Genomic DNA, 16,014 nt, shown 5'->3' on the forward strand with positions numbered 1-16,014 from the left:
CTCAGGGACGCTGACGCCCCGGGAGCGCCTCGATCTCCGCCTCGGTCAGCGAGCGTTCGATGCGGGCGAAACAGGGCCCGGGCAGACTTGACGGACCGAGGCTGGCGATCCGCGCGCCGTCGCCGACACAGAGTCGGTCGTTGATCCCCGCCGAGGGACTGATGGCGATCGCATTGGCCGAGCCCAGGTCGAAGCAGCCCGATGACCCGACCTGGAAGACGCCGCCGCCCAGGACGCGCAGATAGAGACGTTGCTGCTCGCCCTGGCGGAAGTTGATCACCCGGCCGGGCTCGAAACACTGACGCACTCCGCCGTCTCGCGTGGCGAGTTGTGAGCCCTGCGCGCCGCCCTCGGTCGGGGCGCAGGCGGCGAGCCCGGACAGGGCGAGAAGAACCGTGATCGATCGGCGCATGGCACAACTCCACTTTCGAACTGGACGCCGCGACCGTCCTCCCGCCTTACGTCCGGCGCAAGGCCGCTCGCGAGGGCGTGATCCTGTCGACGACATCGGACGGCAGGGGCGAGGGCCCGCCCGAGATCAGCGCCGCGACATGTTCGCCCAGCAGGGGCGCGAGGCAGAAGCCGCGCGACCCCAGCCCGCCGACGACGAACAGTCCCGGCTGGCCGGGCACGGGGCCGGCGACCGGGAGGCGGTCCCGGGTGGTGGCCCGGGTCGCCGCGCGTGAGCGGACGGCGTCCAGATCCACTCTCCCGGCGAGGCGCGGCAGCCTGGCGGCCAGGGCGGCGAGGTTTCGCTCCGTATCGGCCGGACGGATCTCCGTCCCGGTCTGGCCCCGGTCGTGCGTGGACCCGAACAGGAAACCCGTCCCCGTCGGCGCGACATAGCCGCCCCAAGCCACGGCCCCGGGGGGGCCGCCCGCCTCCACCCAGTCGGCCTGTCCGCGCACGGGCGTGAGCGACAGGTCCGGCGCGAGGAAGACGTTTCCCGCCCCGGCGCAGAGGACGACGGCCTCCGCCTCGGCCAGAACGGCGCCGGTCCCGTCGAGAGCCCGCCATCCCCCCGAATGCGGTTCGAGCCGGGCCGCCTCGCCGGGGCGGACGGCGTCGCGGTCCAGCCAGGCCGACAGGATGACATGTGGCGCAACCACGAAGGCGGAGGCCATGAGCAGGCCCGGGCCTTCGACCGGCTCACCGACGAAGCCCGAGGCCGCCGCCCCGCTCGCCTGTGTCATGGCGCCGTCGATCCAGATCGGCTGGGCGGCGATGCCGTCGAAGCGGCGGGCGTCCCGCTCCGTCCCAGCCAGCTGCAGAACGCCGCGCGCGATGACTGCCCCGGCATGGGGGCTGTAGAGCGCATGGGCCCGCTCCAGCGCCTGGGCGAACAGCGCAGCGACCGCCCCGTCGCCGAGATCGAAGCGCGGCGTCACGAGGGCGGCCGGAAAGCCGGAGGCGCCGGTGCCGGCGCCGGCCGCCTCGATGACCACGGGAGTCAGGCCGGCCGCCCTCAGGGCGCGCGCCGTGGCGGCTCCGGCTATGCCCGCGCCGATGACGATCACCGCGCGAGGAGGCAGAAGGGCCGCGGGCTTGCCGGTCCGGCGCGCCTCGAGTCGCTCGCGCTTCCGGCCATGGCCGGGCCGCTTCTCGACGGCGAAGCCGCGCTCGGCCAGGCCTCTTCGAACGACGCCGGCGACGGTGAAGGTCGCGACGCGAGCATCCGGCGCCGACTTTTCTGCGATCAGGTCGAAGACGGCTGGAGACCACATGTCCGGGTTCACAGAGGGCGCGAACCCGTCGAGGAACCAGGCGTCGGCGCGGCCTGTCCACTGATCCAGGGCCCACTCGACTTCGCCCACGGCGAAGTCGAGCACGGCGTTGAACTCCGGCAGGTCGATGCGGTGGAAGCCTGGCGTTGAGGCGGGCCAGCGCTCGACGAGCGCCGCCGTCGCCTCCCCGATCCCGGGCCAGGCGGACAGGGCGCGGCGCGCCTGTTCGGCGTCCAGCGGATAGCCCTCGATCGAGAAGATGTGCAGTCGCCCGCCTTCGGGACGATGTCGCCGCCACAGATCGAGCAGGGCGGCGATGTTCAGCCCGCTGCCGAAGCCGAGTTCGGCGACCGTGAAATCCCGGCGACCCGCCCAGGCGTGCGGCAGGTCGGAGCCGTCCAGGAAGACAGCGCGCGTTTCGGCCAGTCCGTCTTCGGCGGAGAAATACACATCGCCGTACCGGCCCGACCGGGGCTCTCCGGCCTCGGTCCAGACCAGCTGCGGGTCGCGGTCATCCGTTTCGGTCATCGCGGGGTCTATAGGCGGCCGGAGCCGTCGCAGGCACGAAAAAAGGGACCGCCCGGAGGCGATCCCTTTCCGTCGGGCGACGCAGCGCGCCGCTCGAATACCGAGACCGTGAGGTCTTAGTGGGCGGCCGGCTTCTCAGCGGCCGGGGCAGCGGCGGCAGCCGGGGCCGGAGCCATGGCGGCGTCGGCGGCCGGAGCCATCGCGCCGGCAGCGGCGGAGGCGTCGGTCGCGGCGGCGGCGGCGTCGGCAGCGGCGGCATCAGCCGTCGCAGCAGCGTCCGTGGCGGTGTCGGCGGCGGCGGCGGCTTCACCGGCGGCGTCGGCGGCCTTTTCTTCAGCGGCGGGTTGGCAGGCGGCCAGGGCCAGAGCGGCGGCCGAAGCGGCAATCAGGGCAACGATGCGCATGGGGTTATCCTCCTAGGGGTTTTTTTGAGAGGGGTCGTCAGACCTCTCCACCCTTGAGATAACGGGATCGTGAGCGGATTCGCAAGCGAAATCTCACGCGTTCGTGATCGTCCGTGCACGCGGGCTTTTACGCCGCTGGAGCGGGGAGAAGCTCGTTGAAAAGTGGTCAGGCCTCGGCCGGATTCGCCGCGAGATGCTCTTCCATTTCGGAGAACGACGGCTGTGCGGACGAGGGGATGTCGCCCCGCCCGATCTCTACGGAAATCTGGGCGGCGTTGCCGTGCAGGTGGGCGACCAGCACCGACTGGATGATCTTGTAGAAGGACGCTTCCTCGTCGACGATCGCCTGCAGGCGCGCGGCCAGTGGTCCGACCAGGCCATAGGCCAGGAACACGCCCATGAAGGTGCCGACCAAGGCGCCACCGATCATGCCGCCCAGGACTTCCGGCGGCTCGGTGATCGAGCCCATGGTCTTGATCACCCCCAGCACGGCCGCGACGATGCCCAGGGCGGGCAGGGCGTCGGCCATGGCCTGAAGCGCGTGCGGCGCTCCGGCGGCCTCGTGGTGGTGTTTCTCCAGCTGTTTTTCCATCGCGTCCTCGATCTGGTGAGGATCCTCGAGGTTCATCGTCATCATCCGCAGGGTGTCGCAAATGAAGTCGGTGGCGAAATGGTCCTTCATGACCTTCGGGTATTTCTGGAAGATCGTGGACTCGCCCGGCTTCTCGATATGGCTTTCCAGGGCGATGACGCCCTTGGACTTCATCGTCTTGGTCAGTGCGAACAACAGGCTGAGCAGATCCTTGTAGTCCTGCTTCTTCCATTTCGGCCCGGCGAAGGCCTTGCCCAACCCGCCCAGGGCCGACTTCACCACCCCGATCGAGTTGGAGATCAGGAAGGCTGCGACGGCCGACCCGCCGATGGCCATCAACTCGTGCGGTGCGGCGTGGATGATGACGTCGAACTTGCCCCCGGCCAGGGCGTAGCTGCCGAACACCATGCCGAACAGCATGACGATGCCGATGATCTGAAACATGAAGCGGTCCGATGTCCCCGGGAGCAGAGGCCTCGACCTTCGGCGTTATTGATTAACGGCCGCTTATCTCTCGCCAAAAGCACTGCGACGGGAGAGGACTCTATAGCCGGTTGTTGCCGTTCTGGATCGCGGTGAACCCTTCACCGGTCAGCTTGGTGTAGCCGGACTTGCCGCCCCGTACGTAGACCTGACCGTCGATCTTCTCCGGATTGAAGCCGTCGGCGACCAGATCGACCTTGCGGTATTTGAACGTCCCGGTGGTTTCGATCGTCTTGGCCAGGCGGATGAACACCGGCCGGGCGTAGGGGGGCAGCTGTTCGTCGGCCCAGGCGGCGAAATCCCTGGCCGAGAACCGACCTTCGACCACCAGGGTGACCATGCCGGCCTTGCCTTCCGCGCCCGGCACGGGAACGCCATAGGCGATGACTTCCTTGACGCCCGGCGCATCCACCAGCCGTTGCTCGACCTCGGCCGTCGAGACGTTTTCCCCCTTCCAGCGGAAGGTGTCGCCGATCCGGTCGACGAAATAGAAATAGCCCTCGGAATCCTGGCGCATCAGGTCGCCGGTGCGGAACCAGCGATCCCCGCGCACGAAGACGTCGGTCAGGATCTTTTTCTCCGAAGCGGCCTTGTCGGCGTAACCGGAGAAGTCATGGCGGATGTCGTCGCTGATTTTGCCGATCGCCTCGCCGATCTCGCCGACCGACGCCTCGCTGACCAGACCGCTGGCGTTGCGGATCGGTTGCTCAGAATCGACGTCGAAGGCGACCAGACGGATGTTGATCTGTTTTTTCAGGAACCTGGGCACCCGTCCGATGGCGCCTTGCTTGCCGTCGAAGTTGAACAGCGAAACATTGCCCTCGGTGGAGCCGTAGAATTCGAGAATCTGGGGAATGGCGAAGCGGGATTGGAAGTCCGGCCAGACATCCGGACGCAGGCCGTTGCCGAAGGCGAGGCGAATCCTGTGGCCGCGCTCGTTGTCCTGGGGCGGGCAGTTGACCAGGTAGCGGCACAGTTCGCCGATATAGACGAACATCGTCGCGCCCGATGCGTTCACGTCATTCCAGAAGCTGGAGGCGGAGAATTTGCGCCTCAGGATCAGCCGGCCGCCGTTCAGCAGGGCAGGGCCCACCCCGACCAGACCCCCGGTCGAGTGATAGAGGGGCAGGACGTTGAGGATCCGGTCTGTCGGCGTCGATTCCGTGCAGCCGGCGAAGGCGCGCATATAGGTGCGGGCCCGGGCATGGTGGATGCGCGCCGCCTTGGGCATGCCGGTCGTGCCGGAGGTGTAGATATAGAGGGCGGTGTCGCGGTTGGTGATGCCGTCGCGGATGGCGCGGTTCGGCCGCACCGAGGATCCGCTGCGCACCGCGTTGTCGAGACCGCGCCGCTCGGACACCTCGTCGGCATCCTTCAGGCCCAGGACCCACAACATCATGGTGCGGGAGACGAAGGGCCGAGCCTCTTCGCAATTCCGCCAGGTCTCCTCGTCGGCCACCACCACGGCGACCCCGGCGATGTTGAGGCAGTGCGCCAGAGCCTGGCCGGTCAGGTTGGTGTTGATCAGGGCCGTGGCGATCCCGGCCTTGGAGAATCCCATCCAGGCGGCGATGTATTCCGCGCGATTGGTCATCACCAGACCGATGACGTCGGTTCGTCTCAGGTTCCGGCTGCGTGCCCAATGGGCATAGCGGTTGGCCATGCCGTCGAGGTCGCGATAGGTCAGCGAGCGGTGCTCGTCCTGGAGCGCGATGTTCTCCGAGAATTTGTCGACCGCTTCCTCGAAATCGTCGCAGACCAGGACATTGCTATCGAGAGCGATCGGCTTGATGCGTTTCAGCAGCCGACGCAGACCGGCCGCGAACTTGAGATCGCGTCGGATGTTGGCCGCCAAACCCATTGTCGCAGTCGCTCCGTATGCAGGCGTAGATCAGATGGTGATGAACAACCGGCGGGACGGGGTCAACCGGCAGGCGAATCCGTAACGGTGGTCGGCGCGGTTTCCGCCCGGGCGTGGCGCCTTTGCGTCGGCGCCGCAGGGGAAGGTATGCTGCGACACTCGGTCCCGGCACCTTCGCAGAACTGATCCACGGCGAATGGAAACGCCCCCGGTTTGCGCCGGGGGCTTTTTTGCTGTCCGCGGTGATCAGCGTGTCGGTGCGACCCGCCAGATCACATTGCCCACATCGTCGGCGACCAGAAGACCGCCCAGCCGATCGATATGGACCCCGACCGGCCGCCCCATGGCCTCGCCCTGTTCGTTAAGGAAGCCGGTGAGGAAGTCCTGGGGCGCGCCGCTCGGGACCCCGTTGGCGAAGGGCACGAAGATCACCTTGTACCCGGCCTTGGGTTCGCGGTTCCACGACCCGTGCTGGCCGACGAAGGCGCCGTGGCTGTAGGCGGCCGGGAAGGCGCTCCCGTCATAGAAGGTCAGGCCCAGCGACGCCGTGTGCGCGCCCAGCGCGTAGTCGGGCGCCAGGGCGGAGGCGACCTTGGCCGGATCCTGCGGCTGAACCCGTGCGTCCACCGTCTGGCCGTAATAGCTGTAGGGCCAGCCGTAGAAGCCGCCGTCCCGGACCGAGGTCATATAGTCCGGGACCAGGTCATTGCCGAGCTCGTCCCGCTCGTTGACCGCGACCCACAGGGCGCGACTGTCCGGCTGCCAGGCCAGACCGACGGGATTGCGCAAGCCCGAGGCGAACACCCGCTGGGCGCCCGTGGCGACGTCGATCTCGTGGATGGCGGCGCGCCCTGTCTCCTCGTCCATACCGTTCTCGCCGATGTTCGAGTTCGACCCGACGCCGACATAGAGTTTCGTCCCGTCGGCCGAGGCGACCAGACTCTTGGTCCAGTGGTGGTTCCGCCCGGCCGGCAGGTCGGCGATCTTTGTCGCCGGCACCGTGATCTGCGTCTGACCGGTCTGGTAGGGGAAGGCGACGACGGCGTCGGCATTGGCCACGAACAGCCGGTTCCCGACCAGGGCCATGCCGAACGGCGAGGTCAGGTTTTCAAGGAAGGTCGACTTCGTCTCCGCCATTCCGTCGCCGTCGGCATCGCGCAGCAGGATGATGCGATTTGGGCTCGGCGGCGCCGCACCCGCGCGCTTCATCACCAGACCCATCACCCAGCCGCGAATGCCGCCGGACTGGCCCTCGGGCCTGGGTGGCGCATTGGTTTCTGCGACCAGGATGTCGCCGTTGGGCAGGCGATAGAGCCAGCGGGGATGATCCAGGCCGCTGGCGAAGGCCTGGACCCGGAATCCCTGGGGCGCGGTCGGCATCACGCCCTCTGGCCAGCCGACCGCGGGGGCGATGTTCACGGTCGGCGCCAGCAGGTTCCGATGGGGATCGACCAGGGTCGGCCGGGCGCCGTAGGTCGAGCCCTCGGGCGCGACCGGCCCGCTTCCACAGGCCGCGAGCGTCAGGGCGGAGGCGCAGACGGCGAGCAGAAGAGGGCGGTGCGTCATAGGGCGTTTCCTAGAAGGCGGGGAATTCGAGGCGGCTGACATCATAGCCCAGGGCGCGAGCGCGCTCGACCAGTTCAGCGCGTTCGGCGGCGTCGGGAACCTCGCGCGTATAGATCCACAGCTTCTCGAACTTCGGATCGGCGGAGATGAACCAGCTGTAGTCCTCGGCATGATCCAGCACCCAGTATTCCCAGGTGATCAGACCGCCCAGATACCGCGCCCGGAGCTTGGCGTTGAAGCCGGGGTCGAGGATGGTGCCCGACGCTCCGATGGCCTTCTCGCGACCGTCAGGCGTGTCCTGCTGACAGGTGTCGCGCACCCCGATCCGGGTCGGTGACTGGATCACATAGTTGGTCGCCCCGGCCACGCAGCCGTCGGTCAGGCTCATGGGCAGGCGGGCGATCTCCAGCCAGCGGCCGGAATAGAACCGCTCCAGATCGACGGCGCGGGCGGGTTGGGGCGCGCGGACCTGATCGGCGGGGATGGAGGTGGCGCAGGCGCTGACGCCAAGGACCGCCACGGCGGCCATGACCAGGGTTCGGATCGACATCGGCAGTCCTCGCTTTGAATGGAAAACCACAGATACGAGGTCAGTTCCCCCGGCGGACGCGCGGGACCGTTCGGCCGCCGGATCTTTATGCCTCGGCGGCGAGCCTCCCCGATGGCGCAGGCGCCGAAAGCGACGAGCGCGATCGCTGTCCCTGTCGATCTGCCGGCTACATCGGCGGGGTCACGCCGTCCTTGCCCATCGCCAGAAACCCGGCAGACGTCGTCCCTTGCGGGATGACGGCGTACACCTTCTGGCCAACCGCCAATGAAGGTCTTTCGGTCGGTTCGAAACGCACGATCGGCGTCCCCTCGGGAACCGTGACGTCGGCCGTACCGCCCTCGTAGGAGATTGTCAGCATACGGCCGCCGGACGACGCTTCATTGCCGGCAACCGTGCCGTTGGTCATCGCGCTTTGGGCCGGGATTGTCCCGCTGGCCGTCGCGCTCTGGCTCTCGACCGTGCCGTTGGTCATCGCACTCGACACGACCGAACTGCCGCCGCGTGATGCGACAACGCCGGGTACGTCCCACTCATAGTGGCCCTCGCCGGCGCCGCGCATCGATTCAGGAAAAATCACCAGCTCCAGCGCTCGAAGCGCCGTCTTCGGACCCGTTGTCGCGGTCCCGACGAAATCGCCGTCCTGGAGGGTCGAAAGGCTGGATGCCACGACCCAGACAAATCGCGTTGTCGACGCTACCGGCACGGCGACCGTTCGGCCGTCCCAGGTCTGAACCGTCATCGACCCGTCCGTCACGGACTGGACTGTGCCGCGCACCCGCACGGTGCCGTTGGTCGCGTCAACGACCTCGGCCGCAGGCAGTGTCGGCGCCGGGGCGGAGCATGCCGCCAGCATCGCCAGCACGGTTGAGACGAGGGCAAGGTTTCTGATCGGTGTCATCATGCATCCGTTCGTCGGAGAGGGTCGGCGTTCGCCACCGGCTTCAGACCGAACCATGCACCTTCGTGGCGGCGCCCGCCATGGTCCGGCGTCTGCGACGAATGGTCCGCGATCATGGGCCGTGCGCCGGACGCGCACCAGACCCGGGCGAACGCGCGCGCGCCGTTCAGTGATCGGAGCCCGGACAACGGCCCTCGCATTGGCCGATCGCTAAACCCTGGCAGACTTTGACCCCGCCGGCCTAAGCCACCGCCTCGCCCACGATCGACCGCGCCACCGCCTCGGCCACCTTGATGCCGTCCACCGCCGCCGAGAGGATGCCGCCCGCATAGCCGGCGCCTTCGCCGGCCGGGAACAGGCCGCGCACGGTCAGGCTCTGGAAGTCGGTGCCGCGGGTCATGCGGATGGGGGAGGAGCTGCGGGTCTCGACGCCCGTCAGCACCGCCTGGGCGTCGTCATAGCGGGCGATCTTGCGGCCGAAGACGGGCAGGGCCTCGCGCATGGCGGCGATCACATAGTCGGGCATCAGGGGCGCCAGGTCGGTCGGCCGCACCCCCGGCTTGTAGCTGGGAACGACCTCTCCCAAAGCCGTCGAGGGGCGGCCCGCCAGGAAGTCGCCGACCAGCTGGCCCGGCGCGAAATAGTCGCCGCCGCCGGCCGCATAGGCGCGGGTCTCCAGATCACGCTGCAGCTCGATGCCCGCCAGCGGATGGTCGCTCCCGTAGTCTTCGGGCGAGATGCCGACCACGAAGCCGGAGTTGGCGTTCCGCTCGTTGCGCGAATACTGGCTCATGCCGTTGGTGACGACGCGGCCGGGCTCGCTGGTCGCCGCCACCACCGTCCCGCCTGGGCACATGCAGAAACTGTAGACGGTCCGCCCGTTCGAACAGTGGTGCGACAGCGTATAGGCCGCCGCGCCCAGATCGGGGTGTCCGGCGCAGGGGCCGAACATCGCCCGATCGATCCACGACTGCGGATGCTCGATCCGGAAGCCGATCGAGAACGGCTTGGCCTCGATATGGACGCCCCGGTCATACAGGGTCTGGAAGGTGTCGCGTGATGAATGGCCGATGGCGAAGACCACATGGTCGGCCTCCAGCGTCTCGCCGGTGTGCAGGCGCACGCCCCGGATGGCGCCCTTTTCCAGTTCGATGTCCGTGACCCGGTGCTCGAACCGGTATTCGCCGCCCAGGGCCTCGATCTTCTCGCGCATGGACTCGACCATGGTCACCAGGCGGAAGGTGCCGATGTGCGGGTGGGCCTCGGTCAGGATCTCCTCCGGCGCCCCGGCCGCGACGAACTCGTGCAGCACCTTGCGCGCCAGGAAGCGCGGATCCTTGATCTGGCTGTAGAGCTTGCCGTCGGAGAAGGTGCCCGCGCCGCCCTCGCCGTACTGGACGTTGGACTCCGGATGGAGCTTGCCCTTGCGCCACAGTTCCCAGGTATCCTTCGTCCGCTCACGGACCACCTTGCCGCGGTCGAGAATGATCGGCCTGAAGCCCATCTCGGCCAGGATCAGTCCGACGAACAGACCGCAAGGCCCGGCCCCGATCACGACGGGCCTCAGGCGCTGTTCCTTTGGCGCCACCGCGACGTGCCGATAGGCGACGTCCGGCGTGGGCTGCACATGCGGGTCCCTGGCGAACCGGGCCAGCACCGCCGCCTCGTTCCGGACTTCGACGTCGAGGATATAGACCTTCAGGATCGCCGACTTCTTGCGTGCGTCATGCGCCCGCTTCCACACCGACCACGAGATCAGATCATGCGCGGGGACGCCCAGGCGCGCGGCGATCGCGGCGGGCAGGGCCTCCGGTGCGTGGTCGAGAGGCAGTTTGAGTTCGGACAGGCGCAACATCGGCGGCCTTGTAGCGGCTCGTTACGCCGAGCGCATGAAGAAGATCGGCGTCGCCTTTTCGGCGAAGCGTCAAAGACCGCTCCCGACCCTTTGCGGTCGCTGAATTCGTCCCGACAGCGCTCGCTGAAAAGGCAACCCCGGCTGCGTCCCAAACTTGGGACGCTGAGGCGCGAGAACGACATTGACCGCCGAGGGCCCTCCCGGTTGGATGCGCGCGCATGGAGAAGATCCCGTGTTTTCAAAACATGGGGGATACCGTGTTCGATCGTCTCAGCGCCGTCATCGTCGCGCCTGTCTGTTCTCCCGCCGGCGCCGTTCCTGGAAGGCTCTTCGCCTTGTGGGTCGCGGTAGTCGCGATTCTGGGACTGGGCGTCTTGACGACGATTGCGATGCAGCTGCCTCCCCCGGTGCAGCCGCCCGCCGGGCTATCTCGCAGCGACTGGACCCAGATCCGCACGGCCGTCGTCGCGGACGCCTACGACGCAGTCGGGAATGAGGCCGGGGTTCTGTCCGCCCCCAATTCCGCCAACGGATTTGAGGCGCGGTTCGACGCCGACGGGTTTGCACTGGCCTCCGAGGCGGACGGCTGGCGCCTGCCGGTGCGGTTCGCCGGCCATGGCTGGGCGGGCGCGATACTCCCGGCCGAAGCTGCCGACCCCACAGCGGACGGCGACCGGGTCGAATTCGACCGGGGCTCGGTGACCGAATGGTATCTGAACAAGCCGACAGGAGTGGAACAGGGCTTTACCATCGCCCGCGCCCCTGCCGGATCGGGCGACCGGCTGGAGGTGGCGCTGGACATCGGGGGCGGCTTCACCGCCCGTCCGGACGGGCGCGACGCCAAACTGATCCAGGCTTCGACCGGGACCGAAATCGACTATGATCATCTGGTCGTGACCGACGCCCGCGGACACACCTTGCCGTCGCGCATGGAGGTCGAAAGGCATCGCATCGTCCTCAGCGTCGACACCCGAGGGGCCGCCTTCCCGGTCGTCATCGATCCAACCTTTACCCAGCAACAGAAACTCCTGGCAGCCGATCGGCAAAGCAGCGCGCAGCTCGGCTTTTCGGTCGCAGTCTCCGGCGACACGGCTGTGGTCGGGGCCTTTGGAAATGGCGACGGCGGAACCACCGGAAACGGAGCAGCCTATGTGTTCATCCGCGCCGCCGGAGTCTGGACCCAGCAACAGAAGCTGCTGGCCACCGACAAGGCGAGCTTTGACGCGTTCGGCAGTTCCGTCGCTGTCTCGGGCGACACGGTGGTAGTCGGGGCCGCTTCGGAAGACGACAGCGGCACGACCGACAACGGTGCCGCCTATGTCTTCACCCGCGCCGGCAGCGTCTGGACCCAGCAACAGAAACTGCTGGCCGCCGACAAGGCGAACTTTGACCGCTTCGGCGTGTCCGTCGCCGTCTCGGGCGACACGGCAGTGATCGGGGCCAGCTCGGAAGGCGACAGCGGCACGACCGACAACGGTGCGGCCTATGTCTTCATCCGCACCGGCGGCGTCTGGGCCCAGCAACAGAAACTGCTGGCCGCCGACAAGGCGACCGGCGACTTCCTGGGCTATTCCGTCGCGGTCTCAGGCGACACGGCGGTGGTCGGGGCCGGCTCGGAAGACGACAGCGGCACGTTCGACAACGGCGCGGCCTATGTCTTCATCCGCACCGGAAGCGTCTGGACACAGCAACAAAAACTGCTGGCCCCCGACAAGGCGAGCGCCGACGAATTCGGCACGTCCGTCGCGGTTTCGGGAGACACGGCCCTGATCGGAGCCCAGTATGAAGCCGACAGCGGGACGACCGAAAACGGAGCGGCCTATGTCTTCACCCGAACCGGTGGGGTCTGGACCCAGCAGCAGAAACTGCTGGCCGCCGACAAGGCGAGTGGTGACAACTTCGGCTATTCCGTCGCGGTCTCGGGAGACACGGCCTTGGTCGGTGCCTATCGAGAAGACGACAGCGGCACGACCGACAACGGTGCGGCCTATGTCTTCTCCCGCGCCGGCGGGGTCTGGACCCAGCAGCCGAAGCTGCTGGCCGCGGACAAGGCAACCGACGACCGCTTCGGCACGTCCGTCGCGGTCTCGGGCGATACCGCCGTAGTCGGGGCCTGGCTGGAAGACGACAGCGGCGTGACCGACAATGGTGCGGCCTATGTCTTCACGGCCCCTGCGGCCCCGCCTGCCGCCGTGCCCACCCTCCCGCAATGGGCGATGATCCTTTTTGGCCTGATTTTGGCGGGCGGGGCGGCGACCTACATCCAGCGGCGACAAATGGCGGCCTAGCCAGCGCCGCTCCTGACTGGTGATCGGCCTAGCTGGCTACGGCGGGGCCATTGTCATGGCTGGATCCACACCTGGCAGACATCGGCCATGTCCGCTTGCGGGCTCCGAAATGTCAGCAGTTGGAGACTTCCCCGCCCTCACCACCTTGAGCCGCGACCGAACGTCTCCATATTGCGGCCACGGCGCCCGGCCGCTTTCAGGAGACGCGCCGCATGCCGGTCATCGACATCAAGGGCCTGAGCAAGACCTACGCCTCCGGGCTGCAGGCGCTGAAGCCCATCGACCTGGAGATCGGCAAGGGGGAAATCTTCGCCCTTCTGGGTCCGAACGGGGCGGGCAAGACGACGATGATCTCCATCGTCTGCGGCATCGTCACCCCCTCGACCGGCACGGTCACGGCCGACGGTCACGACATCAAAAGGGACTACCGCCAGGCGCGTATGAAGATCGGCCTGGTGCCCCAGGAACTGACCACCGACGCCTTCGAGACGGTGCTGGCCACGGTGACCCTGAGCCGGGGTCTGTTCGGCAAGGCGCCCAACCCCGGCTACATCGAACAGGTCCTCAAGGACCTGAGCCTGTGGGACAAGAAGGACGCCAAGATCATGACCCTGTCCGGCGGCATGAAGCGCCGGGTCATGATCGCCAAGGCTTTGAGCCACGAGCCCGACATCCTGTTCCTCGACGAACCGACCGCCGGCGTGGACGTCGAGCTGCGTCGTGACATGTGGAACCTGGTGCGTCGTCTGCGCGAGAGCGGCGTGACCATCATCCTGACCACCCACTATATCGAGGAGGCCGAGGAGATGGCCGACCGGGTCGGCGTCATCCTCAAGGGCGAACTGATCCTGGTCGAGGACAAGACCGAGCTGATGAAGAAGCTGGGCAAGAAGACCCTGACCCTGAACCTTCAGGACCCGCTGGAGACCATCCCGCCCGAGCTGGCCGAGTGGGACCTGACCCTGCGCGCCGAGGGCAATGAGCTGGAGTTCGTGTTCGATTCCAACGCCGGGAAGACCGGCGTGCCGTCCCTTCTGCGTCGCCTGTCGGACCTGGGCATCGCCTTCAAGGACCTGAACACCCGCCAGAGCTCTCTGGAGGACATCTTCGTCAGCCTGGTTCACCGCGAGCCTGCGCAAGACATTCGCGCGGGAGCCCACTGATGACCTTCAACGGTTATGGCGTCTGGGCCATCTACAAGTTCGAAATGGCGCGGGCGCTCCGCACCCTGTGGCAGTCGATCGTGACCCCGGTGATCACGACGGCCCTGTATTTCGTCGTCTTCGGCTCGGCCATCGGCAGCCGGATGACCGAGATCGACGGCGTGCCCTACGGCGCCTTCATCGTCCCCGGCCTGATCATGCTGAGCCTGTTCACCCAGTCGATCTTCAACGCCTCCTTCGGCATCTACTTCCCGAAGTTCACCGGCACCATCTACGAGCTTCTGTCGGCACCCGTGTCGCCGTTCGAGATCGTCCTGGCCTATGTCGGGGCGGCGGCGACCAAGTCTGCGGTTCTGGGCCTGATCATCCTCGCCACCGCCGCCCTGTTCGTGCCGCTTCAGATCCTGCACCCGGTCTGGATGCTGGCCATCCTGATCCTGATCGCCACGACCTTCAGCCTGTTCGGCTTCATCATCGGCATCTGGGCCCAGAGCTTTGAGCAGCTGAACTTCATCCCGATGCTGGTGGTGACGCCCCTGACCTTCCTCGGCGGTTCCTTCTATTCGATCCACATGCTGCCCGAGCCGTGGCGGACGATCACCCACTTCAACCCGGTGGTCTATCTGATCTCCGGCTTCCGCTGGAGCTTCTATGGCCAGGGCGACGTGCCGATCGTGTGGTCCCTCCTCGCGACATGCGGATTCCTGGTCGCCTGCCTCGCGGTCGTCGGCTGGATGTTCAAGACCGGCTATCGGCTCAAAACCTGACGGAGATGACAGATGACGACTGCGACCTGGAACGGGGTGGTGATCGCCCGCTCGGACGACACTGTGGTGGTCGAGGGCAACCACTATTTTCCGCGTGACGCCGTGGATCCGGCCGTGCTGACGGCCTCGACGACCACCTCGGTCTGCCCCTGGAAGGGGACGGCGTCCTACTACTCGCTGGTCGTGGATGGGAAGGAGAACAGGGACGCCGTCTGGTACTATCCCGAACCCAGGTCCGCCGCTGCCGAGATCGCCGACAGACTGGCCTTCTGGAAGGGAGTCGAGGTTCGCTGACGGTGCGGTCGGCTAAAGTCCTGACATTGGACGCCCCCGTCGTTCGCAGCTAAGACCGCTTCCATGTCGTCCGAGACCCCTTCAGACCCCCCCGCTGAAGACCGTCTGACCGAGCCGTTCTCGCGCGGCCGGATCGTGTGGTCGCGCCCGCCCCAGCCCGTGTTCCGCGTCGGCCCCCTGTCGCGTGTCGGCCCGGCCCCGGCCCCGGCCGCGCGTCCGGCCCTTCGCCCGGGCGCGGGCATCCTGACCGGCTCCATGGTTCCGCCGGCCCGGCCCGCGTCCCCCGCCGTCGAGGCCCTGCCCGATGCTCCGGTCGAGCCGCGCGTCGAAACCTTGGCTCCCCAGCCCGACCCTGTAGCGCCTGAACCCGTCGCTCCGGAGCCCGTGGTCGAAGCCGTCGCACCTGAGCCTGAGCCGGTCGCAGCCGCGCCGGCGCCGCAGGAAATCGTCATCGAACCGGACGCGCCGGAACCCGCCGTGACGGTCCCGCCGCCGCTCTCGACCGAGGCGAAGCCGGCGGCCAAACCGCGCGCCCTGCCTTCGGTGGTCGTGACCCCGGCGATCTATGCCTCTGTCGGCGCGGCTATGCAGAAGGTCGCCAAGGGCGACCGCTGGCCGATCGTCGCGGGCGTCGCGGCGCTTGTGGTCATCGGCGGCTTCATCTGGCTCGCCACCCTGCCGGCGCCCCAGCCCGTGGCCCCGGGGCCCACCCCGCTGGTCGCCGATGCGGCGCCGCTCGAGGGGACTATCCCGACCGGCGAGGTCGCGCCTGTGGCTGGCCGGCCCGCGCCGGTCCGCGCCGCCTCTGCGCCGGCCGCCGCTTCGCCCGTGACGGCCCAGCCGCGCCGCGCGTCGCCGATCCCGACCGCACCCGCCGTGGCGGTTCCGGCCGCGCCGACCGAGTCCGCGCCCCGGCCCTATATCGAGACCTCGCCCCTCGTTCTGGACCCGCCGACCCCGGCCGCTCCCGCGCCGACGAGCCCGGACGCGCCTGCCTCTACCGCGGCCCAGCCCTCGAACTAGGGCGTTCGCTCCCGGGGC

The 16,014-nt window shown here is 67.8% G+C and carries 14 protein-coding genes; 5 read left to right on the forward strand and 9 right to left on the reverse strand.

Annotated features, from left to right (window positions below; translation table 11 throughout):
* Nucleotide 1: 1 nt before the first annotated feature.
* The 9 genes from Q0044_RS16555 to Q0044_RS16595 form a co-directional block, all read right to left on the reverse strand.
* Nucleotides 2–412, reverse strand: coding sequence for a hypothetical protein (locus tag Q0044_RS16555; protein ID WP_298163610.1), 411 nt, complete (start codon nt 410–412; stop codon nt 2–4).
* Nucleotides 413–458: 46 nt separating this feature from the next.
* Nucleotides 459–2,252, reverse strand: coding sequence for an FAD-dependent 5-carboxymethylaminomethyl-2-thiouridine(34) oxidoreductase MnmC1 (gene mnmC1, locus Q0044_RS16560; protein ID WP_298163612.1), 1,794 nt, complete (start codon nt 2,250–2,252; stop codon nt 459–461).
* Nucleotides 2,253–2,368: 116 nt separating this feature from the next.
* Nucleotides 2,369–2,656 (reverse strand): hypothetical protein, encoded by a 288-nt coding sequence (locus Q0044_RS16565; RefSeq protein ID WP_298163613.1) that lies wholly within the window; start codon nt 2,654–2,656, stop codon nt 2,369–2,371.
* A 166-nt stretch (nt 2,657–2,822) separates the two neighbouring features.
* Nucleotides 2,823–3,692, reverse strand: a complete 870-nt coding sequence (gene motA, locus Q0044_RS16570) for a flagellar motor stator protein MotA (RefSeq protein WP_298163614.1) — start codon at nt 3,690–3,692, stop codon at nt 2,823–2,825.
* 100 nt (nt 3,693–3,792) lie between these two features.
* The gene (locus Q0044_RS16575) at nt 3,793–5,592 is read right to left on the reverse strand and encodes a long-chain-acyl-CoA synthetase (protein WP_298163615.1); all 1,800 of its coding nucleotides are present in this window, start codon (nt 5,590–5,592) and stop codon (nt 3,793–3,795) included.
* Nucleotides 5,593–5,838: 246 nt separating this feature from the next.
* Complete coding sequence (locus Q0044_RS16580; protein WP_298163617.1) at nt 5,839–7,158, reverse strand: PQQ-dependent sugar dehydrogenase; 1,320 nt, start codon at nt 7,156–7,158, stop codon at nt 5,839–5,841.
* 10 nt (nt 7,159–7,168) lie between these two features.
* Nucleotides 7,169–7,708, reverse strand: coding sequence for a lipocalin family protein (locus Q0044_RS16585; protein ID WP_298163618.1), 540 nt, complete (start codon nt 7,706–7,708; stop codon nt 7,169–7,171).
* 166 nt (nt 7,709–7,874) lie between these two features.
* Nucleotides 7,875–8,606, reverse strand: a complete 732-nt coding sequence (locus tag Q0044_RS16590) for a hypothetical protein (protein ID WP_298163619.1) — start codon at nt 8,604–8,606, stop codon at nt 7,875–7,877.
* A gap of 241 nt (nt 8,607–8,847) precedes the next feature.
* Nucleotides 8,848–10,461 (reverse strand): NAD(P)/FAD-dependent oxidoreductase, encoded by a 1,614-nt coding sequence (locus Q0044_RS16595; protein WP_298163620.1) that lies wholly within the window; start codon nt 10,459–10,461, stop codon nt 8,848–8,850.
* Nucleotides 10,462–10,850: 389 nt separating this feature from the next.
* Between Q0044_RS16595 and Q0044_RS16600 the strand changes: the two genes are divergently transcribed.
* The 5 genes from Q0044_RS16600 to Q0044_RS16620 all read left to right on the forward strand — a co-directional run bounded on the left by Q0044_RS16600 (nt 10,851) and on the right by Q0044_RS16620 (nt 15,996).
* Nucleotides 10,851–12,749, forward strand: a complete 1,899-nt coding sequence (locus Q0044_RS16600; RefSeq protein ID WP_298163621.1) for an FG-GAP repeat protein — start codon at nt 10,851–10,853, stop codon at nt 12,747–12,749.
* Nucleotides 12,750–12,961: 212 nt separating this feature from the next.
* Nucleotides 12,962–13,912, forward strand: coding sequence for an ABC transporter ATP-binding protein (locus Q0044_RS16605; protein WP_298163622.1), 951 nt, complete (start codon nt 12,962–12,964; stop codon nt 13,910–13,912).
* Complete coding sequence (locus Q0044_RS16610) at nt 13,912–14,679, forward strand: ABC transporter permease (protein ID WP_298163623.1); 768 nt, start codon at nt 13,912–13,914, stop codon at nt 14,677–14,679. The genes Q0044_RS16605 and Q0044_RS16610 overlap by 1 nt, the downstream gene beginning before the upstream one ends.
* 12 nt (nt 14,680–14,691) lie before the next feature.
* Entirely contained in the window at nt 14,692–14,973 is a 282-nt protein-coding gene (locus Q0044_RS16615; RefSeq protein ID WP_298163624.1) for a DUF427 domain-containing protein, read from the forward strand.
* A 63-nt stretch (nt 14,974–15,036) separates the two neighbouring features.
* Entirely contained in the window at nt 15,037–15,996 is a 960-nt protein-coding gene (locus Q0044_RS16620) for a hypothetical protein (RefSeq protein ID WP_298163625.1), read from the forward strand.
* Nucleotides 15,997–16,014 lie beyond the last annotated feature (18 nt).

Source organism: Brevundimonas sp., from assembly GCF_027484365.1.
GTDB lineage: Bacteria > Pseudomonadota > Alphaproteobacteria > Caulobacterales > Caulobacteraceae > Brevundimonas.

What these genes read in the sequence shown, in the direction of transcription:
- Q0044_RS16555 (WP_298163610.1), bottom strand. Translation starts at nt 412, where the DNA reads ATGCGCCGATCGATCACGGTTCTTCTCGCCCTGTCCGGGCTCGCCGCC.
- mnmC1 (WP_298163612.1), bottom strand. Translation starts at nt 2,252, where the DNA reads ATGACCGAAACGGATGACCGCGACCCGCAGCTGGTCTGGACCGAGGCC.
- Q0044_RS16565 (WP_298163613.1), bottom strand. Translation starts at nt 2,656, where the DNA reads ATGCGCATCGTTGCCCTGATTGCCGCTTCGGCCGCCGCTCTGGCCCTG.
- motA (WP_298163614.1), bottom strand. Translation starts at nt 3,692, where the DNA reads ATGTTTCAGATCATCGGCATCGTCATGCTGTTCGGCATGGTGTTCGGC.
- Q0044_RS16575 (WP_298163615.1), bottom strand. Translation starts at nt 5,592, where the DNA reads ATGGGTTTGGCGGCCAACATCCGACGCGATCTCAAGTTCGCGGCCGGT.
- Q0044_RS16580 (WP_298163617.1), bottom strand. Translation starts at nt 7,158, where the DNA reads ATGACGCACCGCCCTCTTCTGCTCGCCGTCTGCGCCTCCGCCCTGACG.
- Q0044_RS16585 (WP_298163618.1), bottom strand. Translation starts at nt 7,708, where the DNA reads ATGTCGATCCGAACCCTGGTCATGGCCGCCGTGGCGGTCCTTGGCGTC.
- Q0044_RS16590 (WP_298163619.1), bottom strand. Translation starts at nt 8,606, where the DNA reads ATGACACCGATCAGAAACCTTGCCCTCGTCTCAACCGTGCTGGCGATG.
- Q0044_RS16595 (WP_298163620.1), bottom strand. Translation starts at nt 10,461, where the DNA reads ATGTTGCGCCTGTCCGAACTCAAACTGCCTCTCGACCACGCACCGGAG.
- Q0044_RS16600 (WP_298163621.1), top strand. Translation starts at nt 10,851, where the DNA reads ATGCAGCTGCCTCCCCCGGTGCAGCCGCCCGCCGGGCTATCTCGCAGC.
- Q0044_RS16605 (WP_298163622.1), top strand. Translation starts at nt 12,962, where the DNA reads ATGCCGGTCATCGACATCAAGGGCCTGAGCAAGACCTACGCCTCCGGG.
- Q0044_RS16610 (WP_298163623.1), top strand. Translation starts at nt 13,912, where the DNA reads ATGACCTTCAACGGTTATGGCGTCTGGGCCATCTACAAGTTCGAAATG.
- Q0044_RS16615 (WP_298163624.1), top strand. Translation starts at nt 14,692, where the DNA reads ATGACGACTGCGACCTGGAACGGGGTGGTGATCGCCCGCTCGGACGAC.
- Q0044_RS16620 (WP_298163625.1), top strand. Translation starts at nt 15,037, where the DNA reads ATGTCGTCCGAGACCCCTTCAGACCCCCCCGCTGAAGACCGTCTGACC.